The organism is Streptomyces sp. NPDC093085, from assembly GCF_040683935.1.
Classification (GTDB): domain Bacteria; phylum Actinomycetota; class Actinomycetes; order Streptomycetales; family Streptomycetaceae; genus Streptomyces.
In genome coordinates, this window is the sequence record NZ_JBFBFB010000007.1 from 250,182 (window position 1) to 273,954 (window position 23,773).

19 protein-coding genes and 1 pseudogene are annotated in these 23,773 nt (G+C 75.5%); 6 read left to right on the top strand and 14 right to left on the bottom strand.

Annotation, left to right across the window (positions count from 1 at the left end):
• Positions 1-10 precede the first annotated feature (10 nt).
• Positions 11-1,189, bottom strand: a pseudogene (locus tag AB0O07_RS21755) (ATP-grasp domain-containing protein); the annotation flags it as partial.
• 132 nt (positions 1,190-1,321) lie between these two features.
• Between AB0O07_RS21755 and AB0O07_RS21760 the strand changes: the two are divergent.
• On the top strand, positions 1,322-2,575 hold the full coding sequence (locus AB0O07_RS21760; RefSeq protein WP_365635668.1) for a glycosyl hydrolase: 1,254 nt from the start codon (positions 1,322-1,324) through the stop codon (positions 2,573-2,575).
• 48 nt (positions 2,576-2,623) lie between these two features.
• Here the strand turns inward: AB0O07_RS21760 and AB0O07_RS21765 are convergent, their stop codons facing one another.
• The 8 genes from AB0O07_RS21765 to AB0O07_RS21800 all read right to left on the bottom strand — a co-directional run bounded on the left by AB0O07_RS21765 (position 2,624) and on the right by AB0O07_RS21800 (position 13,271).
• A complete protein-coding gene (locus AB0O07_RS21765) occupies positions 2,624-3,853 on the bottom strand; it encodes a GNAT family N-acetyltransferase (RefSeq protein WP_365635671.1) in 1,230 nt (409 codons plus the stop codon).
• Positions 3,853-4,569 (bottom strand): lipopolysaccharide biosynthesis protein, encoded by a 717-nt coding sequence (locus tag AB0O07_RS21770; RefSeq protein WP_365635824.1) that lies wholly within the window; start codon positions 4,567-4,569, stop codon positions 3,853-3,855. The genes AB0O07_RS21765 and AB0O07_RS21770 overlap by 1 nt, the downstream gene beginning before the upstream one ends.
• Positions 4,570-4,841: 272 nt before the next feature.
• Positions 4,842-5,984: a glycosyltransferase gene (locus AB0O07_RS21775; RefSeq protein ID WP_365635673.1), complete on the bottom strand. Its 1,143-nt coding sequence runs from the start codon at positions 5,982-5,984 to the stop codon at positions 4,842-4,844.
• Complete coding sequence (locus AB0O07_RS21780; RefSeq protein WP_365635825.1) at positions 5,981-6,760, bottom strand: polysaccharide deacetylase family protein; 780 nt, start codon at positions 6,758-6,760, stop codon at positions 5,981-5,983. Before AB0O07_RS21780 ends, AB0O07_RS21775 begins: the two co-directional genes overlap by 4 nt.
• A gap of 61 nt (positions 6,761-6,821) precedes the next feature.
• Positions 6,822-8,723 (bottom strand): lipid II flippase MurJ, encoded by a 1,902-nt coding sequence (locus tag AB0O07_RS21785; RefSeq protein WP_365635675.1) that lies wholly within the window; start codon positions 8,721-8,723, stop codon positions 6,822-6,824.
• Complete coding sequence (locus AB0O07_RS21790) at positions 8,720-10,138, bottom strand: O-antigen ligase family protein (protein ID WP_365635677.1); 1,419 nt, start codon at positions 10,136-10,138, stop codon at positions 8,720-8,722. Before AB0O07_RS21790 ends, AB0O07_RS21785 begins: the two co-directional genes overlap by 4 nt.
• Positions 10,138-11,550 carry a sugar transferase gene (locus tag AB0O07_RS21795; protein WP_365635826.1) on the bottom strand — a complete coding sequence of 471 codons (1,413 nt, stop codon included), beginning with the start codon at positions 11,548-11,550 and terminating at the stop codon, positions 10,138-10,140. The genes AB0O07_RS21790 and AB0O07_RS21795 overlap by 1 nt, the downstream gene beginning before the upstream one ends.
• A 386-nt stretch (positions 11,551-11,936) precedes the next feature.
• A complete protein-coding gene (locus AB0O07_RS21800) occupies positions 11,937-13,271 on the bottom strand; it encodes a glycosyltransferase (protein ID WP_365635679.1) in 1,335 nt (444 codons plus the stop codon).
• Between the two features lie 306 nt (positions 13,272-13,577).
• On the opposite strand from AB0O07_RS21800, the gene AB0O07_RS21805 reads away from it, so the two are divergent.
• Positions 13,578-13,817: a chaplin gene (locus tag AB0O07_RS21805; RefSeq protein WP_365635681.1), complete on the top strand. Its 240-nt coding sequence runs from the start codon at positions 13,578-13,580 to the stop codon at positions 13,815-13,817.
• A 217-nt stretch (positions 13,818-14,034) separates the two neighbouring features.
• Positions 14,035-14,325 carry a hypothetical protein gene (locus AB0O07_RS21810; protein WP_365635827.1) on the top strand — a complete coding sequence of 97 codons (291 nt, stop codon included), beginning with the start codon at positions 14,035-14,037 and terminating at the stop codon, positions 14,323-14,325.
• A gap of 190 nt (positions 14,326-14,515) precedes the next feature.
• On the opposite strand, the gene AB0O07_RS21815 is transcribed toward AB0O07_RS21810, so the two are convergent.
• Both AB0O07_RS21815 and AB0O07_RS21820 read right to left on the bottom strand, forming a co-directional pair.
• Positions 14,516-15,199, bottom strand: a complete 684-nt coding sequence (locus AB0O07_RS21815; protein ID WP_365635683.1) for a vitamin K epoxide reductase family protein — start codon at positions 15,197-15,199, stop codon at positions 14,516-14,518.
• Between the two features lie 8 nt (positions 15,200-15,207).
• Positions 15,208-15,714 carry a DUF5949 family protein gene (locus AB0O07_RS21820; protein ID WP_365635684.1) on the bottom strand — a complete coding sequence of 169 codons (507 nt, stop codon included), beginning with the start codon at positions 15,712-15,714 and terminating at the stop codon, positions 15,208-15,210.
• A 514-nt stretch (positions 15,715-16,228) separates the two neighbouring features.
• Between AB0O07_RS21820 and AB0O07_RS21825 the strand changes: the two genes are divergently transcribed.
• On the top strand, positions 16,229-17,248 hold the full coding sequence (locus AB0O07_RS21825; RefSeq protein WP_365635686.1) for a nitroreductase/quinone reductase family protein: 1,020 nt from the start codon (positions 16,229-16,231) through the stop codon (positions 17,246-17,248).
• A gap of 58 nt (positions 17,249-17,306) precedes the next feature.
• The gene (locus tag AB0O07_RS21830; RefSeq protein ID WP_365635829.1) at positions 17,307-18,680 is read left to right on the top strand and encodes a damage-control phosphatase ARMT1 family protein; all 1,374 of its coding nucleotides are present in this window, start codon (positions 17,307-17,309) and stop codon (positions 18,678-18,680) included.
• A gap of 13 nt (positions 18,681-18,693) precedes the next feature.
• Here the strand turns inward: AB0O07_RS21830 and AB0O07_RS21835 are convergent, their stop codons facing one another.
• Positions 18,694-19,098 carry a hypothetical protein gene (locus tag AB0O07_RS21835; RefSeq protein WP_365635687.1) on the bottom strand — a complete coding sequence of 135 codons (405 nt, stop codon included), beginning with the start codon at positions 19,096-19,098 and terminating at the stop codon, positions 18,694-18,696.
• Positions 19,099-19,305: 207 nt separating this feature from the next.
• Here AB0O07_RS21835 and sigJ point away from each other — a divergent pair, with 207 nt between their 5' ends.
• Positions 19,306-20,295, top strand: coding sequence for an RNA polymerase sigma factor SigJ (sigJ, locus tag AB0O07_RS21840; RefSeq protein ID WP_365635688.1), 990 nt, complete (start codon positions 19,306-19,308; stop codon positions 20,293-20,295).
• An 81-nt stretch (positions 20,296-20,376) separates the two neighbouring features.
• Here the strand turns inward: sigJ and AB0O07_RS21845 are convergent, their stop codons facing one another.
• Both AB0O07_RS21845 and AB0O07_RS21850 read right to left on the bottom strand, forming a co-directional pair.
• Positions 20,377-21,558 carry a cytochrome P450 gene (locus AB0O07_RS21845; protein WP_365635689.1) on the bottom strand — a complete coding sequence of 394 codons (1,182 nt, stop codon included), beginning with the start codon at positions 21,556-21,558 and terminating at the stop codon, positions 20,377-20,379.
• 239 nt (positions 21,559-21,797) lie between these two features.
• Positions 21,798-23,633 (bottom strand): TIGR03086 family metal-binding protein, encoded by a 1,836-nt coding sequence (locus tag AB0O07_RS21850; RefSeq protein WP_365635690.1) that lies wholly within the window; start codon positions 23,631-23,633, stop codon positions 21,798-21,800.
• Positions 23,634-23,773 lie beyond the last annotated feature (140 nt).

Consider the following 23,773-nt stretch of genomic DNA (forward strand, 5'->3'; position numbering starts at 1 on the left):
AGGCGAGGGCCATCGCGCAGGCGGGCAGCGGGTCGTCCGGGGCCCACCAGGCGGTCTCGCGGGGCCCGCTCCGGGGTTCCGGTCCGGTACGGCCGCCGCCGTCGCGGGGCGCGGAGAGGAAGGAGAGCAGCGCGTAGTGCTCCACGACGAAGGCGCGGCCGTGCGCGGCCTCCCGTACCGGGAAGGCCCGTCCGGTCAGGTCGAGGTGGAGGGCGCGCACCACGTCGGTGCCCGCGCCGTCGGTGAAGAGCCGGAACTGCGCGCCGGGGCGGGGGTTGAAGTCGAGCAGGTGGTACGCGCCGGTGGCGGCCTCGCGGCGGAAGTCGAGGTCGAGGATGCCCCGGTAGCCGAGGGCGGCGACCACCTCCCCGGCCAGCCGCTCCACGTCCGGGTTGGGCAGCCACCGTCCGACGGCGGTCAGCCCCGCGCCCACCGGCCAGGCGCGGTCCTTGCGGCCGGCGGCGCCGAGGAGGTTCGGGCAGCCGCCGGCCGGACCGCGTCCGCTGTACCCGTGGAAGAACCAGTCCCGTCCTGGCCCGTACGGCAGGAACTCCTGGAGGAGGAGGCGGCTGCCGGCCTCGGCGGCGCGTGCGTGGAGTTCGCGGGCCTCGCGCGGGGAGCGTACGACGCGGGTGGAGCGGAGCCCGGAGCCCTCGGGGAGGAGCCAGGGGCGGCTCCACTTGGCGACCACGGGGAGCCCCAGCGACCACGCGGCGGCGGCGGCCTCGGCGGCGCTCTCCGGGAGGACGGTACGGGGGTGGGGCACCCCGAGTCCGTCGCAGAGGGCGGCCAGTTCGGCCTTGTCGGCGACGCGTTCCGGGAGCCCTGACGGCTGGTCGGGCAGGAGGTAACGGCCGGTCAGCTCGGGGCGGAGGCGGTCGACCGTGATCGCGCCGAGGTCGTCCATGGGGATGAGGACGGCGGGGGCGGTGAGCCCGTCGGCGAGGGAGAGCAGCAGCCTCCGTACGGCGTCGGGGGTGGTGCGCTCGGGTCTGAGGTGGGCGGCGTGGAGATAGCGGGAGCGCCGGACCGGGGTGCGCGCTCCCTCGACCACCGCGTGCACCTCGATCCCGGCGCGGCCGAGGGAGCGTACGGCGCCCAGTGTGCCGTGGTGGAACGGGTTCCGGTCGAGCCGTACGAGGACGGCGGGGACGCGGGTGTCAAAGGCCGGCACGGTGGTGCCCTTCATGGTCGATACCCCATGCGGGGGAGGAAATGCACGAATGGCGTACGGAAACCCCAGGCCGGGTTCCCGAACGGAGGAGGAGAAATACGTTGATACGCGTATACGGAATGTGACGGCCAATCACAGGGAGCGGATATGAACCGTCGACGGCGGCGCAGACTGACGGCCACCTGCGTGGGCGTGGTCGCGGCCGGGGTACTCGCCTCCGGCGCCGTACTGCCCGTTCCACGCGTCTCGGTGGATTCCGCTCCGGTGGATTCCGCCCCGGTGGATTCCGATGGCCCGGAGCACCGGAAACCGCCGGCCGCTCCCTCGCCCGCGCTGGGCGCGTATCTCGATTACGGCCCGGACGGGGTACGGCGTATCGCGGCCATGGAGAAATGGCTGGGCGGCCGGGAATTGCGCGTGGGGCACACCTATCTCCCGGGGGACGTGTGGTCCAACATCGAGGGCGCGCCGGATTTCCTGGAGAGCTGGGCGGCCTGGCGCAAGGCCCGCGCCGACCGGCTCTTCGTCCTCAACGTGCCGATGCTGGAGCGGAACGAGGGGCGGGTGCCGGACCCCTCGGTCCGCCGTGAGCTGCGGAAAGGGGCGGCCGGGGGATACGACGGGCACTTCACGAAGCTGGCCGAGCGGCTGGTCGCGCTCGGGGTGCCGGACACGGTGGTCGTGCTCGGCTGGGAGATGAACGGCACCACGTACACCCATCGTTGCGGTCCTGACCCGGAGGCGTGGAAGGCGTACTGGAACCGTATCGTCACCGCCATGCGCGCGGTGGAGGGAGCGGAATTCCGGTTCGATTTCGCCCCGAACAGGGGACGGGACGCGGTGCCCTGGACCGAGTGTTATCCGGGCGACGCTTCCGTGGACATCATCGGGATGGATTCGTACGACCAGCCGCCCGGACGGACGTTCGAGGAGCAGGTGAAGGAGCCGTACGGACTTCAGCAGCATGTGGATTTCGCCGCCGCGCATGGAAAGGTGATCTCCTATCCGGAGTGGGGTCTGTTCCGTCATGGGGACAACCCCGCGTACATGCGCGGCATGCTCCAGTGGATCGACACGTACAAGCCGCTCTACCACACCGTCACGGATTACTGCCCGCACGGCGTCTGGCAGTGCGCGCGTAATCCCCGGTCCTCGAAGGTGTTCCGGTCCATGCTGTACGGGCACGGGCCGGACCCGGCGCCGACGCCGACACCGACGCCGACGCCGACGGCGCCCGTGGAGCCGACGCCCGTCCCGACGGCCCCTGTCCCGACGCCGCCCGTCCCGACGCCGGAGCGGCCGCAGGACTGTCAGCCGCTGAACCTCGGTTCCTGGCTGGAGAAGTGGCTGGGCGGCAAGATCTGCGTCCGTATCGACCGAGGGGGACGCCTCCGCTCCTGAGGCCGGGCATCCGGCGGGGCGGCGGCCGGGTGGTCCCGGGTGGCCGGGTCATCCCCGGCCGCCGCCCCGCCGCACCGCCGGAGCACGGCCGTCGTCGCGGGCCCGCCGCACCAGCCCGGCCAGCCGCTCGCGCCCGGCCGCCCGGGCGGCCAGCAGATGGAGCGAGGGCGCCAGCGCGGGCCTGGCGAGCAGGAGCCGCTGGTTGGTGACGGTCTCGGGGCGCCAGTGGTGTTTGTAGGGTTCGTTGCCGCGCAGCATGCTCAGCGTGGTCCGGCCGCTCGCCCCGATCCACCCGGCGCCCGCCCGCAGCAGCATCGTGGCGACATCCGCCTTCCGCTCCCGCAGGGCGGGGTCGGCCCCGTACAGATAGCCGCCGGCGAGCCGCCCCGACATGAGGGTGACGTCGGCGGCGACCACCTCGCCCGCGAGCGTGAACTCGGTGACCCGCGCGTCACCGGAGCCGGACATCGCGGTCACGGCGCGGGTGAGATGGGCGGCGAAGCGCTCGCTGAGGTGCTCGGCCGTGACGCCCCGGCCCTCCCACTGGCGGCGGTGGAGCGCGAGGAGGCGCGCGACGGCGGCCGGCACCTCGTCGCCGGTGGCCTCGCGCACCTCGATACCGAGCGCGTCCAGCTTGCGGAGCTTGGCGCGGGTCCGCTGGGCGCGGCCGGCGGGCAGCCGGGCGAGCAGTCCGTCCAGGGGGACGGCGGGCAGCTCCAGGCAGACGGAGTCGGCCAGCCACCGCTTCGGCCCGCGCCAGCAGTCGTGGATCCGTTCGGCGGCGGCCCCGGGGCGTACCTCGCGCAGGTCGATCACGGCGGTACGGGCCAACTGGTGGAGGGCCCCGGCGAGGGCGGGCGCGGCGGTGTCGGCGTGCTCGTCGGCGAGGAGGACATCGGAGAAGTCGGCGAGCGGGCCGCCGAGGGGGACGAGGACGGGCAGCGGGCGGTGCGCCGGCATCAGGGCGACCGCCGCGACCAGCTCCCCCGAGCGGCGTACGAGGAGCACGCGCAGCCGCCGGCGCCCGCCGTACGACCGCCACCAGGAGGCGAGCCAGGCGTGGTGCTGGAAGGGCGTGGCCGTACCGCACCGCCGGTACAAGCGCCCCCACTCCGGGGCGAGTTCGGCGAAGCGGGCGGGGTCGCGGCAGACCTCGGTGGTGAAGGCGGCGCCGGAGCGGGAGACGGTGACCAGCGCCGCCACGGGGAGGTAGCGGGCGGCCCTCCTGGCGGCGGCACCGACCCGGGCACCGGGGGCGGGCGCGGGCGCGGGGGCCATCAGACCGGTTCCGTGCGGGGCGCGGCGGGGTGACCGGCGGAGGCGGGCGCGGGGACGGGGACGGAGGGGGCGGGCCCGCCACGCGCCTCGGGGGCGGGCCCACTCGCCTCGGGGGCGGGGGCGGGCGCGCGGGCGGGCTCGGGCCCGGGTGCGGGTGCGGGCGCGGGGTTCCCGGGGTGGCGGCGGGGCCGGGCCAGCAGGGCGAGCCCGCCGAGCAGCCCGCCCGCGCAGCCGCCGACCAGCGCGGCCAGCGGCGCGGAGACGGTGACCGGGTCCGTGGGCCGGACGGCGCGGGTGAAGGGGAGGACCCGTACGCGCGTACTCTCCTGCGTCTGGGCGCCGTTGACGACCAGCGAGCGCGCCACGGCGTCCGCCATGGCGACGGCGGTCTCCGGCTTCGGCGAGGTGGCGGTGACCGAGATCATGGGCGCGTCGGGCGAGGTCGCGGTCCGGACGCCCGCCCGCAGGGTCGCCACCGGCACCCCGGCCCAGACCGCCGCGTCGCCGACCACGGCGACCTGGGCGGCGACCCGCCCGTACGCGGTGGCGAAGCCGAGCGCGGCGGCCGGGTCGGACCCCTCGGCCGATACGACGACGACATAGCTGGTCGCCGTGTACTCCGGGGTGCGGAGCGTCCCGTACCCCCCGCCCGCGAGCGCCCCGGCGAGCACGGCGGCCGGCACGGCCCAGCGGCCCCCCGCCAGCGCGGCCCGCACCAGCGCGGAGCCGCGCGCCCGCAGCCGCGCCCCCGCGCGCGCCCCTGCCCGGGCCCGGAGCGGCGGCTTGGTCCGCGCGGGCGACGCGCGTGGTGGTGCGGGCGGCGGGGCGGCGGCCGAGGGCGCGGGGGGCGCGGCCTCGGCCCGGGACGCCGCCCCGGACGTGGCCGGGGCGGGCGCCGGGGCCCCGGCGGGGCGTGCGGCCCGGTCCCGGGGGGTGGCGCGCCGGGCGCGGAGGCCGGGGGTGCGGCGGGGTGTCCTGGGCTGCTGCGTCATGACCAACTCGCCTCTCGGGTGGGGGACATGCCGCCCAGCGCGCTCGCGTAGACGGCCATCAGCGCGGCGGCGCTGCGGGCGATGTCGTAGTGGTGGACGGCGGGCGGCACGGGGTGCCGGTGCGGGCCCAGGTCGCGCAGGCGCCGCAGCTCCTCGGTGAGCCCCGGCACGGAGCCGCTGATCCGGCGGGCGCCCGGCGCGGACTCGGGCGGCAGGTCCTGGAGGGCGGGACAGGCGACATGGAGCACCGGGAGCCCGGCGGCGAGCGCCTCGACGACCGCGAGCCCGAACGCCTCGTCGTGGGAGGTCGAGACGAAGGCGTCCATGGCGGCGAGCAGCGAGGGCAGGTCCCCCGGGTGCGGTACGGCCGGGGGGTCCTCGCAGGCGCCGGGGAGCAGGATCCGGTCGCCCGCGCCGCGCTCCTCCGCCAGCCGCAGCAGCCGGGGCCGCTCCGGCCCGTCCCCGCACAGCAGAAGCCGGGCGCCCGGGAGTTCGGCGACGGCGCGGACCAGCCGGTCGTACCGCTTGCCGGGGGCGAGCCGTCCGACACCCCCGGCGACGAAGGCGTCCTCGGGGATCCCGAGCCGTTCCCTGGCGGCGCGCCGCGCCTTCTCGTCGTAGCCGAAGCGGGCGGCCTCGATGCCGTTGGGGACGGTGTGGATACGGTCCCTGCGCACCCCCCAGCGCTCCAGCCGGCGCGCGACGGTCGGGGAGACGGCGACGGTGGCGGTGCCCAGGCGCTCCCCGGTGAGGTAGAGGGCGCGGACGGCGGCGGTGAGCGGGCGGCCCTCGATCTGGACGGCGCCCAGGGAGTGTTCGGTGGCGACGACGGCCCGCACCCCGGCCAGCCGAGCGGCGATCCGGCCGTACAAGCAGGCACGGTAGAGGTGGGTGTGGACGAGGTCGTACCGCCCCCGCTTGATCAGCCGGACCAGCCGGGGCAGCGCGGCGAGGTCGCGGTTGCCCGCCATGCCGAGGTGGGCGACGCGCACCCCGTCGGCGGCGAGCCCGGCGGCGACGGCGCCCGGCTCGGTGAGCGTGACGACCTCGTGGTGGGTGGGCAACTGGCGGAGCAGGAGCCGTAGTTGCTGCTCGGCGCCGCCGATGCCGAGGCCGGTGATGACATGCAGGACCTTCATGGGGCGACCGCCGGGGTCGCGGGGGTACCGGCGGAGGCGGGGGTGGTGGCGGTGGTGGTACGGAGGTACGCGGCGTACTCGGCGTAGGCGGTGGCCGGGACGGGGGTACGGCGCCGGTGGTGCAGCAGCCGTTTGAGGCGGAGCCGGGGGGTGGTGTCCCGTTCGCCGAGGTGGATACGGGGCAGGGCGTGCACCCCGGTCAGCGGTCCGGGGTCGATGGCGCAGCCGTACCCGTACCCGGCGGCGCGGACGGCGGCGAGGGCCCGGGCGTCGGCCCTCCCGTACGGGTAGCAGAAGCCGGCCACGGGGTGGCCGGTGAGGGCGGTCAGCTCCGCCCTGCTGCGGGCGGTCTCGGCGGTGAGCACGGCGTCGTCGGCGGTGGTGAGATCGGTGTGGCGCAGCCCGTGGGAGCCGATCTCCATGCCCGCGGCGGCGGCCTCGCGGATCCCGTCGGCGGTGAGCAGGGGCTTGACGGGGCCGGGGGTGTCCCAGACGTTGGTCCCGCCGAGGCGGCCCGGGAGGACGAAGACCGTGGCGGTGCAGCCGTGGCGGTGGAGGAGGGGGACGGCGGCGGTCAGGAAGTCGGCGTACCCGTCGTCGAAGGTGAGCCCGACGAGCCCGGCGCCGCGCCCCTCGGCACGGGCCCGCAGCAGCTCGGCCAGGGAGACCCCGGTCAGGCCCTGATGGCGGAGCCAGCGGAGCTGCCGGTCGAGGCGGTTCGGGGAGACGGTCACCTGATAGGGGTCGTCGGCGGGGTCGGCGACCGAGTGGTACATGGCGACCCACAGGGGGGCGGGCCTGGCGGGGGCGGGCCTTCGGGGGGCGCGGTCGGCCGGGTCAGCGGTCATCGGCGGGCTTTCGTGAGAAGGGGCGGGAGGGGGACCGGGAGAGGGACCGGGCGAAGGGGCGGGCGAGGGAACGGAGCAGCGGGCCGGTCTCGGGGGCGCCGAGCGCCCGCGCTGCGAGCAGGAAGACCACGGCCACCACCGGCGCGGCGGCGAGCACGGCGAGCGCCGGCGAGGGCAGGAGCGCGGCGACGAGCCGGCCGGCCCCGGTGGCCACGGCAGCGGCGGCGGCGAGCCTGGCCAGCCCGGCGGCGACCTGGCGGGCGGCGACGGGGACGCTGTGGCGGCCGAGCCCGCGGAGCATGAGGACGGCGGTGAGGGTGATCCCGAGAGCGTTGGCGGCGGCGATGCCGCGCACCCCCCAGACGTCCACCAGCAGGGCGCCCGCCGAGCCGGTCAGCACGAGCCCGGCGGCCATGGCGAGGGCGGGGAACCAGAGCGGGCGGGCGGCGCAGAAGTACCCCCGTACGAGCGCCCCGACGAGGGAGTGGCCGAGCAGCCCGAGCGCGTACACCCGCATCACGGCGGCGGTCGCCGCGGTGTCGGCGGGGCGGAACTCCCCTCGCTGGAAGAGGAGTTGGATGATCTCGGGGGCGCAGGCGAGAACGGTGGCGGCGCCGGTCAGCACGATGATCGCGGCGAGCGCGAGATCCCGCTCGACGCGCCGCCTGGCCCGGTCGGTCTCCCCGGCGGCCATGGCGCGGGCGACGACCGGGAAGGTGACGGTGCAGAGCATCAGGGAGAGGGTCATCGGGATCTGGGCGACCTTCTGCGCGTAGTTGAGATGCGAGATGGCACCGGCGGGGAGCGGCGCGGCGAGGAACCGCTCGATGAGCACCTGCGACTGGCGGCCGAGGGCGAAGACGATGACGGGGGCGAGCATCCCGAGCGCGACGGGCGGGGCGAGCGGCTGGGCGACGGACGGCGCGAGGGGCGCGGGCGTCCCCGCTTCGGGGGCCGGGGGGCCGGGGGCGGGGTGCGGTTCCCGGCCGTCCGGGGCGTGGCGTCCGGTCAGCTTGTTCCGGAGCGGGGGGAGCTGGATCAGGACCATCAGGACGCCGCCGACGGCGACCCCGGCCCCGGCCGCCCGCACCCCGCACTCCGACCCGGCGAGCACCATCGTGGAGATGATGCCGACGTTGGAGGCGACGTAGATCGCGGCGGGCCAGACGAAGCTGCTGTGCGCGCGGAGCGCCGCGCTGCAATACCCCGCGATCCCGTAGGTGAGGATCGAGGTGGCGGTCAGCCGGGTGCAGTCGACGGCCAGCCGGGGCTCGGCGAGACCGGGGGCGAGGACGGCGACCGCCCAGGGCGCGACGGCGACGAGCAGGGCGGCGAGCGCGCTGAGCGCGAGGAAGAGCCGGGGCAGCGTGGCCCGGTTGAGCTGCCGTACGGGGTCGGTGTCACGGCCGGTGCCGGTGCCGGTGTCGCTCTCGCTGCTCGTCGTACGGGCGCGTGCGGCGCGGCGGGCGAGGGCGAGGGCGAAGGCCGGGACGAGGATCAGCGCCATGGCGTCCTCGATGAGGAGCGTGGCGGCGACCTCGGGCACGGTCCAGGCGACGAGGAAGGCGTCGGTCTCGGGGCCCGCGCCGTACAGGTGCGCGATGGTCTGGTCGCGGACCAGCCCGAGGAGCGAACCGCCCGCCGTGAGCACGGCGGTCAGCACGGCGGCCCGCGCCAGGAACCGCCCCGAGGGTTCACCGGCCGGCGCGGGCGCGGCGGGCCCCGGCGCGGGCGGTACGGGCGGTACCGCCTGCTCCGGGGATACGGGCGGTACGGACGCTACGGGCGGTACGGGTGACGGCGCGACGGGGAGCGGCGGGGGCGCGGGGGGTGCCGGCAGCGGGACCGCGGCGGGCGGGGGCGCGGGGCGGGGGTGGGTCGTATCGCTCACGCCGCGGCCCCGCCCGGTACGGCGCTTCCGGTACGGGGACGGCCCAGGCCCCACCAGGCGGCGAGGCCGAGGAGCACGGCGGTCAGGACGGTCGAGGGGCCGCCGATGTCCGCGTACCCGAAGTCCGCCAACTGCCAGACCAGCAGCCCGGTCACGACGAGCCCGCACTCCGCCCCGCCCGTGCCCTGCGGGGTACGGAGTCGGCGTACCGCGCACACCAGGAGCGCGGCCCAGCTCCCCACGAGGGCGACGGTGCCGAGCAGCCCCTGTTCGCTCAGGACGAGCAGATACATGTTGTGCGGGGAGAGCAGCGGCTGCCGCTGGAACCCCGTCCCTGCGCCGGCGGTGTCGCTGCCCGCCGAGAGCGCGAGGGAGGCGTGGGCGTCGCGGTGGGCGGGGAAGCCCTTCAGCCCGACGCCGGTGACGGGCCGCCCGCGCCACATGTCGGTGGCCGCCGCCCACATCGTGTACCGGTCGGTGACGGACTGGTCGGGCGCGTCGGCGACATGGGCGATCGAGTCGACCCGTTCGGTGACCATCCGCGAGCCGATGCCGAGCCCGCCGACGAGGACCACCCCGAGCGCCCCGGCGGCCAGCGCCACCGTGACGGCCCTGCGGAGCCCCGAGAGCGCGAGCTGCGCGGCGAGCGCCAGGGCGGTGGCGATCCAGGCGCCCCGGCTGAAGGAGAGCAGGAGGGGGACGGCGAGCAGCGCGGCACACCCGAGCGCGAGGAACCGCCGCCCGCGCGGGGCGCCCTCGCCGCGGGATCCGGGCCCCGGGCCCAGCGCGTAACCGGTGGCGATCACCAGCCCGTACGCGACGACGGTGGCCATCCCCATCACATCGGTGGGCCCGAAGGTGCCGACGGCACGGATGTCCTCGCCCTGGTACGAGGCGCCGGTGCCGGTGAGGAACTGCCCGGCGCCGATCGCCCCCTGCGCCAGCGCGAGGACGACGACGGCCCCGGCGACCAGCCGGAAGTCACGGCGGTCCCGGATCAGGAGCAGCAGGGCCATGGGGACGAGCACGAAGATCTGGAGGTAGCGGGCGAGCCCGGGGAGGGTGGCGGCCGGTTCCTCGGCGGTGAGCGCGGCGACGGTCACCCCGAGCACCGGGAGCCCGAGGACACCGGCGGCGGTACGGGTCAGCGGGCGCTCCCGCGTGCGCAGGACACGGACGAGGCAGTGGAGGACGAGGACGGCGGAGGCGGCGTCGGCCACGCTCCCGGACCCGGCGGAGCCGTCCCCGGCCGGCGGGGCGGGCACCATCAGCAGCGCGACGACGGCGAGGGCCGGCAGCAGCGGGGCGGCCCGCCGCAGCGCAGCGCCGCCCCGGAGCCGTACCGGTACTCCCCGTACGCCGGGCACCCCTCGTACGCCCGGCACCCCTCGTACCTCCATGGCGCCGGTGGCCATCAGCTTCCCGCCGGGCGGACGAGGGAGACGGCGGTGCGGACCAGGATGCAGATGTCCTGCCAGAGCGTCCAGTGGTCGATGTAGTGGTTGTCGAAGCGGGAACGCTCCTCGATGGAGGTGTCGCCGCGCAGCCCGTGCACCTGGGCGAGCCCGGTGATGCCGACGGGCATCCGGTGGCGGGCCGCGTACCCCGGCAGGGTCTTGCTGAAGTTGGCGACGAAGAAGGGGCGTTCGGGCCGGGGCCCGACCAGGCTCATGTCACCGCGCAGCACGTTCCAGAGCTGGGGCAGCTCGTCCATCGACGTACGGCGGAGGAAGGCGCCGACCGGGCTCATGCGCAGATCGCCCGCGACGTTCCAGCGGGTGGCGGACTCGTGGTCGTCGGAGGGGCGCAGGGTACGGAACTTCAGGAGGGTGAAGTGGCGGCCGTGCTGCCCGACCCGCTCCTGCCGGAAGAGCACCCCGGGGCCGTCCCCGAGCCGGACGGCGAGCGCGCAGGCGGCGAGCACCGGGGCGACGGCGAGCAGGGCGGCCCCGGCGCCGACGACGTCCAGCAGCCGTTTGGCGAGCGCGGCGTGGCGGCGTACGGCGGGCGGGTCGACGCGGCGGCGGCTGAAGCCCCAGAGGTGGTGCGCCATGACGGCGGGCGGGGCCGCGGTGGCCCAGGGGCCGGTGCCGACGAAGGAGGTGGCGCAGCCGTACGCGTGGAAGAGGGCGACGAGCCCGCCCCGGCCCGCCCAGCCGGTCCCGGGGTCGCCGCGCCCGGTGCCGGAACCTGCCCCGGTACCGGGGGCGTTACCGGCCGCGGCGTCGGCGTCGACATCGGCATCGGCGCCTGTCCCGGCACCGACGAACAGGGCTTCCTGGACACCGTTCCGGATGACGGCGCGGTGGATCTCCTCGGTGCTGGTGAGCACGGGGAGGGAGAGGCCGGCGCCGTCCTGGCCGGTGGGTTCCGGCCGGGTGTCCTGGGCGTCCCCGGAGGCGGCGGGGGCCGCGATGCCGACGGGGCGCAGCCCGTACTCCGGGTGCTGGGCGAGGAGCGCGGCGAGCCGGGGCGCGGCCGGGCCCGTACCGACGACGAGGGCGGAGCGCAGCCGGTCGCGGGCGAGGGCGCGGCGCCGGGTGTGGAGCAGCGAGCGGCCCGCGCCGGAGACGGCGAGCTGGACGGCGGCGCCGCCCGCCAGCGCGGCGAGGCTCAGCGTGTGGGCGGGGAAGTGGGCGGCGAGCAGGGCCGCGACGGCGCACCAGGCGACGGCGGTACGGGCGGCGAGCGCGGGCAGTTGGTCGAGGCCGGAGAGGACGGTCCCGGGGCGGTAGAGCCCGGCGTGCGCGTGGAGCAGGGTCACACAGACGAAGAGCGGAAGGGCGAGCGGGAGGGCGAGCGGAACGGCCGGCGGGAGGGCCGGCAGGGTGTTCCGCTCCGGGTCGCCGAGCGCGGCGGCGGAGAGCAGCACGGCGAGCCCGTCGACGGCGACGAGGGGCAGCCCGAAGCGGAGGGCGGCGCGGACGGGGGTACGGCGGGGCGGCAGCGCGACCCGGTCGGTGGCGTCGCGGGGCGCCCGGACGAGCGGCCCGCGCCCCGCACCGCGCGTGTCCTGGCGGCCCGGCTGGTCGAGGACGTGCTGGTCGAAGGTGCGCGGGCCGGGGGCGGGCAGCGGCCGTTTGTCGAGCGAGAGCCGCGCGGCGGGCCCGGCCTCGGCGGTACGGGGCTGAGTGGTACGGGGCCGGGTGGTGCGGGCCCGGCCGGGCGGCAGGGGAACACCGGCACCGTCCGTGGTCACCGAGGGGTCCGTGGTCACTGGGGGATCGCCTCCCCGCGTCCGGGGCGCGGCACGGCGGCGACGGAGCGGTACACGTCCGTGACCGCACGCGCGGTCTCCCGCACGTCGTAGCCGTCGCGGACATGACGCAGGCTCAGACGGCCGACGGCCTCGCGCAGCGGCCGGTCGGCGAGCAGGGCGCCGAGGGCGCCCGCCAGCGCGGCCGGGTCCTCGGGCGGGACGAGGCAGGACGCGGGCGCGCCCGGCGGCAGGCTCTCGCGCGCGCCGTCCACATCGCTGAGGACGACGGCCCGGCCGCTCGCCATCGCCTCCAGCGGCGCCACGGCCATGCCCTCCCAGCGGGACGGCAGCACCACGAGGTCGGCGGCCCGGTACCAGGGCGCGGTGTCGGGCACCGCGCCCGCGAAGAGCACGGAGGGCGGGGCGGCGGCGCACAGCGCGGCGGCGTCGGGCCCGTCGCCGGCCAGGACCAGCCGCGCCGCGGGGAAGCGCCGCACGACCGAGGGCCAGGCGCGGAGCAGGATGTCCTGGCCCTTCTGCGGGCAGAGCCGCCCGACGCAGAGCACGACGGGCGCGCCGTCCGGCACCCCGGCGAGCAGCGGCAGCCCGGCGCGGGCGGCGGCGAGACCTTCCGCCGGGTGCGCGGCGTCCGGTGCGGCGGCGGGCGGGCCGGAGGCGGCCGGACCGGAGGCGGCCAGGCCGACGGCGACTGGATAGGCGGCGGCCGGATCGGCGGACCCCGGTGCGGCGGCGGCCGTTGCCGGCCCGGGGGCGGGGACCGGCTCCGGGGCGGGCGGGTGGAAGCGTACGAGGTCCACGCCGTTCCGTACGACGGACCAGGCGGCCTCGATGCCCGCGCGCTCCCCGGTACGGCGCTCCGCCTCGCTGACGCAGAGGACCCGGTCGGTCCATCGCACCGCCCACCGCTCCCAGCCCCTGGCCAGCCGCGCGGTCACCCCGTGGGCCGCCTCGAAGGACCATGCGTGCGGCTGGAACACGGTCGGGACGCGCCCTCGGACGGCGAGCCGGCCGGCGAGCCCGGCCTTGGCGCTGTGCGCGTGGAGCAGGTCGGGGCGCACCGCACGGACCAGCCGGGCGGCCTCCCGTACCTCGCGCACCACCCCGGCCCCCGGGGCGCGGGTGGCCCGCCAGGGGTGCACCTCGGCCCCGCGCACCGCCGCGGCCCCGGCGAGCGGGCCGGCGCCGGGACAGCCGACGACGACCCGGAACCCCGCGTCCACCTGCGCCGTGACGAGGTCGAGCACGACCTGGGCCACGCCGCCCTCGACGGGCTGGACGAGATGGAGCGCGGTGAATCCGGCCCCGGTCCTGCGCGATGGTGGCTGCACGCACGACTCTTTCCACTCGGGGGAAACACGGGGGGAGAAGGGCGCATATCCGTTCTCCGCCTCGGAAGTTGAAAACAAGACGGGACGATTACAGAGCGCGGGCTGAAAATCACGCCAGACGCGCCGAAACGCCGGGAACGTACGGCCGAGCGGGGAGAAATCCGCCCGGCACCCACCGCCGGGCGGCCCACCATCTTCACCCCTTCGGACCCGCAACCTCTGCTTGTCCCCGGCGTTGATCCATAAGTCGGGCAATCACGCCCGGTGCGCCATGTCATCCCCCCTACGACCGAGGAGCCTTTCCCCATGTCGCGTATCGCCAAGGCTGTTGTTCTCTCCACCGCGGCCGCCGCCGCTGTCGCCGGTGCCTCCGGTGCCGCCTTCGCCGACAGTGGCGCCTCGGCCGCGGCCGTCGGCTCCCCGGGCGTGATCTCCGGCAACATCATCCAGGTCCCGCTGCACGTTCCGATCAACCTCTGCGGCAACACCGTCGACGTCATCGGCATCCTGAACCCGGCGTTCGGGAACGTCTGCGTCAACGGCTGACGCGGTCACTTTCATCAGTGGAGCCGCTCTACCCCCAAGGGCAGGGCGGCTTTTCCGCGTCCGCCTTCCGGCAATTCCCCCCAGAATTCCGCCGGTACGGGGTTTCCGGGACGCCGGGGAATCGTTAGAGAAGACAAGACCCCTGACGGACACCATGCCCGGAGAACACCGCCGGGCAGCCAACGGAGAAGGATTCACCATGAAGTCCACGAAGCCCATGAAGTCCGTGAAGGTCGCCGCCGCCGTCGCCGGTTCGCTGGCCGCCCTGGGGGCCGCAGCCCCGGCGTTCGCCGCCCAGGCGCCGACGTCGCCGTCGCTCAGCCTGAACGGCGCGCTGGACACCGTCGCGAGCCAGGGTCTGCGGGACGGCGTCAAGCCGATCAACACCAACGCGCTGGACACCGAGAACAGCGGTTCGGTGCTCAACGCGGTCAAGGGAGCCACCGACAGCCTGAACAAGCCCCAGCAGGGCGGCCAACTGCTCGGCGGACTCCCCCTCGGCCAGTAGGAGACCGGCCGGCAGGAGGTCGGCCGGCAGCAGACCCGGCCGGCAGGAGGTCGGCCGGCAGCAGACCCGGCCGACAGGAGGTCGGCCGACTCGGGGATCGGCCGGCGGGAAACCCGGTCGCCCGGCCCTCACTCCGTACCGCGCGGGTACGGCCTGAGGGCCGGGCGGGGCCGTTCGGCAGGCCCGTCGGCTAACTGGTCCAGAAGTCCCACCAGCGCGCCAGGATCACCATCCCGATGACCCCGATGTGCAGCACGGGCGGCACCCAGGCGAACTCGCCGAGGAAACCCCGCAGGGCGGCCGGCGCGGGCAGTACGCCGGTACGGACATTGTGGGCCGTGACGTACCAGAACATCAGGATGGTCGCCGCCCAGGCCAGCGAGCACCAGAGGCAGAGCGCGTTGATCTCGTACAGCGACTGGTACTGGAGCCAGGTGCAGAACCCGACGCCGAAGAGCGTCCCCGCGTTCAGCCCGCGCCAGAACCAGCCCCGGTAACGGGCCCCGGCCAGCAGCCCCATGCCGACGCAGACGACGACCGCGTACGCCGCCAGACCCAGCATCGGGTTGGGGAAGCCGAAGACGGACGCCTGGGCGCTCTTCATGATGTTGCCGCAGGAGACCACCGGGTTGAGACTGCACCCCGGGGTGAAGTCCGGGTCCTCCAGCAGTTTGAACTTGTCGAGCGTGATGACCCAGGCGGCCAGCAGCCCCGCCGCGCCCGTCCCGACCAGCAGCAGCGCGAACGCCCGTCCGGCGCCGCCCGCCTCCCGTGTCCTTCTGTCTCCGGCCGTCTCGCCGTCGCGCGCCTTCGGGACGGAACCGCGCCCCGTGACCGCCGGGGCGGAGCCGCGCCCCGTGACTGTCGCTGCCATGTCGGGGCTCAACCGCGCAGACCGCGTACCGGCAGCAGGCAGTGCGCGGCGCTGGTGAGCATCTCCTCGTTCCCCGCGAAGGCGCGCAGTTGGTCCTCGGCGACCGGACGGCCGGGGACGCCCTCGGCCCACGGCAGGGTGGCGACGAGGAAGTAGACCTGCCCGAACTCGCGTGCGTCGCGCTCCCACTCCGGCGGGACGGGGCACTGCGCGTTCAGATACGGCATGGTCAGCACGGCGCGGCCGGCCTCGACGAGCAGCTTGATGGGGAGGTGGGGCGCCTGGGCGGCATCGATCAGATCGCCGCCGGGCAGCAGCCCGATGTCCGAGAGGACCGTACGCATCGCCTCCGCCCCGGCCTCCGGGCCCTCGCGGCCGTCACCGAGCGAATAGGCCAGCAGAAAGGGCGCGTTGCGCTGGCCGTCGGCCGGGTCGCTGGTCCAGGGAATCACCGAGAGGGTGCCCAGGAGAGCGACGTAATGGGCGTTGTTCGCGGCGGTATTGGTGGTGGTCATGTCTGGGCACAGTAGTGGCCGGAGGAGAAAATCCGTGAGCCCGCGTCACCCGAGTGGGCTATTGCGGGCGGGAGTTGCGGGGAGGGGGCCCCGGCAGGGAATCGGCCCCGTGTGCGAGAGGGATGAATGCTTCCGGATTGACAGCGGGCGGCCCGGGTGACTGTAATGGGGCGCGTGTAGCGCGACTCCGGCCGAAGAGCAGTGGGCGGGCCGGTGTTCGAGCGGACACCTTTACCGAGGGACGATGCCATGAGTTCATACTCCGCACCCCGCGTCTGACCAACGCCCCGGGCCTCCGGCCGGGCGTTCCCCTTTCCGTTCCGGCGTATCCGGTTCGACGTATGCGTTCCGGCGTATCCGGTCCGTCCTGTGCGATCCCGCGTACCGATCCCGCGTACCGATCCGGCGTATCCGGTCCGGCGTATCCGATCCGGTGGGCTCCGGTTCCCCGTGATCCCCGTCCTGTTCGTTTCCCTCACCCTTTCCTTCACCTTTCCTGGAGAGTCGCTTCCGCATGCCCACTTCGCTCAACTCCTTCAACTCCTTCAACCAGTCCGTCATCGAGGAGTTCCGCGCCAACGCGGGAAAGGTCGGTGGCCCTTTCGAGGGCGGCGAACTTCTGCTGCTGACCACCACCGGGGCGCGTTCCGGGGCGGAGCACACGGTTCCGCTCGGTTGTGTACGCGACGGTGACCTGCTGATGGTCATCGGCTCGGCGGGCGGCGCCGACCGCCACCCCGCCTGGTACCACAATCTGCTCGCCCATCCCATGGTGCGGGTGGAGATCGGCACCCTCACGTACGGGGCGGTCGCCGTCCCCGCCGAGGGCGCGCGGCGTGACGCGCTCTTCGCACGGGCGGTGGCGGTGGCGCCCGGGTACTCCGCGTACCAGGAGAGCACGGTGCGCACCCTCCCGGTGGTGGTGCTGGAGCGCTCCGAGCCGGAGCCGGACGCGGCCCAGGGGCCGGCCGGCGCCGGGGCGCCGGCCGCGAATCTCGCGGAGAAGCTGCTGGAGGTCCACACCTGGCTGCGGGCGCAGTTGGCGCATGTACGGAGCGAGGCGGACGCCCATTTCGCCGCGCGGGCGGCGGCGGTGCGGCAGGGTCCTGGGGCGGCGGCGCCGGTGCCGGGGCTCGGGCTGCAACTGCGCCAGCACTGCCTGGCGTTCTGCCAGTCGCTGACCTTCCACCACACCGGCGAGGACCAGCACATGTTCCCGGCGCTCGCGGGCGGCCACCCGGAGCTGGCCGGGGTGTTCGCCCGGCTCGCCGAGGAGCACCGGACGGTCGCCCGGATCCAGGAGGAGCTGGTGGCGCTGCTGGCCGGGGTGGACACGGTGGCCCCGGACCGGTTCCGTGCCGAACTGGATCGGATGAGCGTCGAGTTGACGGCGCACCTCGCTTACGAGGAGGAGTGGGTGCTGCCGGTGCTGGCCGCCATACCCTTCCCGCCGCGGCGCGCCCCCGTCGCCCCTGCCGCCCCCGTCGCCCCCGTCGCCCCTGTGGTGCGAGAGGAGCGGGATCCGGAAGAGTAGGGAGGGCAGGAGGAGCAGGGGGAATGTCCGGAGGGAGAAGGAGCAGCAGATGAAGGCGATGCCCGGGGTGCCGACGGTACCCGCAGCAGACGACGAGGCGCCCGAGATCCGGGGTGACGAGCCGGGGTCGTTCGCCCGGAGTGTCCTGGAGAACCGCCATCCGGCGCTCATCGAGCAGGTCAGGGAGGCGTTCCCGTACGGCCCGGCGCAGCACGAGGCGCTGGACACGCTCCGCGCCGAGGTCACGGACGGGGTCATGGGGCCGCTCGGTGCCGACGCCCATGACCGCGACCGGTGGGTGGAGTGGGGGTGCGACAGATATGTGGGGCGGCCGTGGGGCGAGGCGCCGTTCCTGTGGAGCGAGAGCTACTTCTACCGCAGGCTGCTGGGCGCCGTCGGCTACTGGACGCCGGGCCCGTGGCAGGGGATGGACCCCTTCGCGCCGTTCAAGCGGGCCGAGTTGACCACGGACGCGGTGGACGAGGAGCTGACGGCGCTGGACGGGCTCGCCATGCTGACGGACGGGCCCGAGCGGCGCGGCGACGAGCAGGCGTACGCGCTCCTGCTGGCTTCGCTCTGGGGCAACCGGGCCGACCTGGGCTTCCGGATGTCCGCCCCGGCCGCCCCGGCCGCCCCGGGCCCGGCCGCCGGCACGCCATCCCCGGCTCCCGGCTCCTTCCTCCCCTCCCCCGGTTCGTCCTCCTCCGGCGGGCCGCTGGTGGCGGACGAGAGCAGCGCGCTCTGGTCGCTGCTGCCCGCGCGGGTGGACGGGGCGCCGCCCGCCACGGAGCGCGCCGTCCATCTGATCGCGGACAACGCGGGGCGTGAGCTGATCCCGGATCTCGTCCTCCTGGACCATCTGCTGCGCACGGGCCGGGTGACCCGCGCCGTCCTCCATGTGAAGCCGTGCCCGTATTACGTCTCCGACGCGACGCTCGCGGATGTGGTCGACGCGGTACGGCGGCTGAGCGGGGCGCCCGGGTACGCGGCGGAGATCGGCAAGCGGCTCTGGGCGACGATGGCGACCGGCCGCCTCGGCGTACGGGCGCACGACTTCTTCCGGGCGCCGCTGCCGTTCGAGGCGATGCCGGACGGTCTCCGCGCCGAACTGGCCGGGGCCGCGGTGACGGTGGTCAAGGGCGACCTGAACTACCGCCGCCTGGTGGGCGACCGGCACTGGCCCGCCACGACGCCGTTCGCCGAGCGGGTGGCGTACTTCCCCGGTCCCGTGACCGCGCTGCGCACCCTGAAGTCCGATGTGATCGTGGGGCTGGGCGGGGAGACACTGGCCGCTCTGGAGGCGACCGGGGAGGCGTGGCGGACCAGCGGCACGCACGGCCTGATCCAGACGCGGGCGGAGCGTACGGAGGGGACGGAGCGTACAGAGGGGACGGAGCGTACGGAGGGGACGGAGCGTACGGAGGGGGCGTAGGGGCCCGCCCCGGCTACCCCGCCGGGGTGCGGCGGTGGTCGATGACCATCCGGCCCAGTTCGAGGAGGCTCAGGCCGAACATCAGGGTGCCCAGCGGGACATGCCAGCCCACCGCGTGGGCGATGCCCAGGACCACCTGGACCGAGGCGAGGACCAGGAAGCCGGTCGCGTACAGGACGGGCCTCGGGGAGGCGCCGCCCGGGCGCCAGGCCAGCACGGCGGTGAGGACGTACAGCATCGAAGCGGCGTACATCCCGCGCGCCCCGGCGCTGTGCAGCGGCTCCCCGTACGACGTGGAGAGCAGCAGCCCGGCGGTGGCCGCCTGGAAGAAGACGGCCAGGGTCTGGAGGGCGAGCGCCGCTCTCAGGGCCGTGCCGAACCTGGGGTCGTGGCGCCATTTCCTCGTCCGTACGGGCATGGTGAACCCTTCCTCCCGTTGGAGCCGGGCGGGCGCCCGGCCGTTCGGTACTCCGACGACACAGCCGTGCGGAATGTGAGGGGGATCAGGGATCGGGGATCGGGGATCGGGGATCGGGGGTCGGGAGGGCCCCCGTCACATTCCCCGTGCGGCGGTACGTCGATCATGTGGGGGAGGGAGCGGGCCGAGCGAAGGGGGCGTGGCCACATGGACATCCGGCCGGAGCGCGAGGCCGCCGATCCGGGGCTGAGCGCGATCACCCGGGAGCGGCGGCAGTTGATCGGCCTCGCCTACCGGCTGCTCGGCTCGCTGACCGAGGCCGAGGACGCCGTGCAGGAGGCGTGTGCGCGGTGGTACGCCCTGCCCGGGCCGCGCCGGGAGGCCGTCGCCTCGCCCGGGGCCTGGCTGACGACGGTGACCGGGCGGATCTGCCTCGACCTGCTCGGCTCGGCGCGGGCGCGGCGGGAGCGGTACGTGGGCGAGTGGGTGCCCGAGCCGCTGCCGGACGGCACGGAGTGGCCGGCCGGCCGGGCGGGCGGGGGCGGCGGCGACCCGGCCGACCTGGTCGCCCTGGACGAGTCGGTCGACATGGCGTTCCTCGTGGTGCTGGAGGCGATGACTCCGGCGGAACGGGTCGCGTTCATCCTGCACGACGTCTTCCGGTACCCGTTCACGGAGGTGGCCGCGATCGTGGACCGTACCCCCGCCGCCTGCCGTCAGTTGGCGTCGTCCGCCCGGCGGCGGGTCCGCGCGGCGCGGGCCCCGGCCGTCCCGGCGGGTGAGCGGGCCCGGATCGTCAGGGACTTCAAGCAGGCCTGGGAGGCCCAGGACATCGCCGCCCTCGTCGGTCTTCTCGACCCCGGGGCGACGATGACGGCGGACGGCGGCGGCCGGGCCGGCGCGGTGCTCCGCCCGGTCGTGGGCGCGGAGCGGATCGCCCGCCACCTCCTCGGCCTGGCGGCCCGGGCTCCCGGCCGGACCCTGCTGGAGCGCTCGGTCAACGGGCGCCCCGGGCTCGTGGCCCAGCAGGGCGGGGCCACCATGACGGTGGCCGCTTTCGAGGTCGCTGACGGCCGGATCACCCGTATCTGGGCCGTACGCAACCCCGAGAAGCTGCGTGCGTGGGGCACCCCCTCCTCGGCCTCGGGGGTAAGGACCGAGGAGGGGGCGGCTGAGGGGGCGGGGGCCGAGGGCTGAGCCAAGCGGCCGGGCCAGGGGCCGGCCGACGGCTGAGCCAAGGGCCGGGCCGACGGCCGACGCCCGCCCGGCGGGGGCGGCTCAGGCCGCCGCCGGTTCGATCGCGACCTCCAGGTGGTCGAGGCCGCGCAGCCCGTTGTTGATCATCGGGCGGCGGCCGAGGACGGTGAAGCCGGCGACCCGGTCGGCGAGGCGTTCCAGCAGGGCGCCCATCTCCAGCCGGGCGAGGTGCATCCCGACGCAGACATGCTCGCCCCGCCCGAAGGCGAGGTGGTCCGAGGGGCGCCGGGTGATGTCGAAGCGCGCCGGGTCCTGGTAGTGGCGCTCGTCGCGGTTGGCGGAGGCGTAGAGCAGCGCGACCCGGGAGCCCGCTGCCAGCTCCACGCCGCCGATCCGGTGGTCCTCGGTGAGCACCCGGCTGAACTGGGGCACCGGGGTCTCCAGCCGCAGCGACTCGTTGATCGCGTGCGGGATCAGCGAGCGGTCGGCGCGCAGCAGGTCCCACTGGTCGGGGTTCTGGGCGAAGAGCGCGACCATGTTGGTGATCGCCAGGATCGTGGTGTCCAGGCTGGGCGTGACGTAGTCCAGCATCATCACGGGGCACTTGTCGCGCGGGATCTCGCCGCGTTCGGCGGCCTCGTAGAGCTGTGCCGCCCAGCCGTCGGGGTGGATCTTCCCGGGCACGGCGTCGTTGAAGGCGAAGTCCATGAACTCCCCGACGACCGGACCGGCCGCCGCCGCGCGCTCGTCGGCGGGCCCCTGGGTGTTCCAGATGGCCGCGGCCCACTCCAGCATCTTCTCGCGCCCGTGGTCCGGGAGGCCGACCAGGTCCGACACCACGGTCATGGGCAGATGCTCGGCCAGTTCGGTGACGACCTCGAACCGGCCCCGGCCGACCAGCCGTTCGACGACCTCGTCGGCCTCGGCCTCGATGCGCGGGGTCACCTCGCGCATCCGGTCGGGACGGAGCGGCCGGCCCAGCACCGAACGCATCGCGGTGTGCTCGGGCGGGTCGCTACAGAGGGTGATCCCCTCCAACTGGGCGTTCACGTCCGGGTCGACGAAGACGCCGCGCGCGGACGAGAAGGTCTGCCAGTCCATCAGGGCGGCGCGCACCTCGTCGTACCGGGGCAGCGCGTAGAGGCCGTACCGGGACAGGTACACGACGGGCCCGAGCGCCCGCAGCTCGGCGTAGATGTCGTACGGGTCGATGCGCGCCGACTCGGTGTAGAGGTCGACGTCGCTGGTGGGTATGGGGGACAACGGGCCTCCAGGGAAAGGGGGGGTGCTCGACGGTGTCCGGCGGTGTCCGGCCATGTCCGTTGGTGTTCGCTGCTGTTCGGTGGTGTTCGGAAGTTAAGAGCTGGAGGAGAAGGCGGGCGTTCCGGTGCGGAGTGCCAGGTTCCGTAACGGAGTGACGGGTCCTGTAACGAAGTGGCGGGTTCCGTAACGGAGTTGTATACCGAACTCCTCGGCGGGGCGACGGGTTCCTCCGTCCCGGCTCAGCCGCTCCCGGTGCCCTGGGCGGGCGGCGTCCACTCCGGGCGGCGGCCCGCGAAGCCGAGCAGCCGGTCCAGCGCGGGGGCGTCCGGGGCCACCGGGACCTCGGGGGCGAAGGGCAGGCCGTCGCCGCCCCGGAACTCCGGCCGGATCTGGTCGGCGAGGAGCGCGTACGCCTGTTCCGAGGCGGCGGGGTCCGGGTGCCAGCTCCGGCCCGTGGCGCGGGCCATGTCCCAGCCGTGGACGGTGACTTCGGCGACCAGCATGCTCAGGACGTACGCGCCGGGGAATGTGCCGCCCAGCGCGGGCACCTGTACCGGGGCCGTCGTGATGCCGTCGGCGAGTGCGGCCCGTACGACCGCCGACAGCTCCCCGATCGTCGCGAGCAGGATGTCGGGCCCGTCGGGACCGGTGTAGGCGCGCGGGTCCGGGCGCCGGTCGCCCTCGGGGTCGGCGAAGGCGAGGGCGAAGTACCCGAGGCCGCCGAGGAGATGGCGGCGGAGCCCGGCCACGTCGAGGCCGTCGCAGGGCGTCGGGGCCGGGTCCTGCTCGGGGGTCCCGGCGCGGACCACGCGGGCCAGGTCGTCGAGGACCGGGAGCACGGGGTGCGACGGGAGTCCGTCGGGGGCGGGGGGCACAGGGTGCGAGTCGAGGGGGCCGGGGTGCGCGGCGTGCGGGGCGAGGGGGTCCGGGGCGGTCGCCTTCCCCGGTGCCGTGTCGGTCAGGATCGCGATGACCTCGCCGGGGGCCGGGTTCTTCGCGATGTACGAGGCGATCTCCCCGGCCCGCGCGGCCAGGGCGGGGTCGTTCAGCGCCCGGGTGACCGCGCCGGTGAGCGCGGCGGCGGAGTCCACGACGGTGGCGACCCCGGCGGCCTCGGCGCGGGCGGCGGTGAGCGGCTGGTCGGCGCCCTGGGGGTGGAGGACCATCGGGATGCCCCGGCTCAGCGCGGCCAGCACGGTGCCGGAGCCGCCCGCCGCGACCACCAGGTCCGCCCCGTCGAGGAGTTGGTCCAGCGGGGCGAACGGTACGAAGCGCACGTCCCCGGCGCCGGGGACGGCGGGCGGCTGCGGAAGGGCGACCCCGAGGGTGGCGAGGATGTTGACGCCCGCGTCGGCGACGGCCGCCGTGCACGCGGCCAGGGTGGCGGCGTCGGAGAAGACCGTGCCCAGCGTCAGCAGCACCGTCGGCCTGCCCGGGTCGGCGAACGGCGGCACCTCGAAGCCGGCGCCGGCCGGGCGGCGGTGCGCGTGGGCCCGTACCGGCAGCACGGGCGCGGGCGCGGACCACTCCGGATCCTGGAGCACCGGCGGGCACGGGTCGAGATAGCCGGCCGGAGGGAGAGGTTCGGCCCCGGCCCGCTCGTAGTGCGGGAGTACGGCGCCGGCGATGGACTCGGCGAGGACCGGCGCCACCCCGGGCCCGACCCCCATCTGGTACCAGGGCACCCCCAGGCAGGCGGCGACCAGCGGCCCGACGGTGTCGAAGGCCTCGGCCACGACCAGTTCGGGCGCCCACTCCTCGGCGCGGGCGAGGGCCGGGCCCGCGTCGAGGCCGAGCCGGGCGCCACCGAAGATCTCGGCGATCATCGACGGGTCGGGCCGGAGCGGGTCGCCGCCCGTCCGGCGGGCGGCCTCGGCCAGGAACTCCTCGGCCGGGGCGCCGGCGTCGAGGAGCTCCACCTCGGGGGCTAGCTCCCGCTCGACGAGGTGCCGGACCGCGTCGCCCGCGCCGGTGAGCAGGGCGACGGGGTGGCCGGCCTCGGCGGCGGCGGCCATCAGGGGGGCCAGCGGCAGGATGTGCCCGTGCGCGGGCACGGCGGTGAACAGGATACGCATGGGCACCTCGGGTGCGGGAACGTGAACGTACGGTCGGAACGGCCCCCCGGGGTCCCGGCTCCCCGGCTCTCCCCGGCTCTCCCTGGTTCTCCCCGGCAGGGCCCCACCAGGGACTCTTCCGGGCCCGGGGGCGGCTTCGC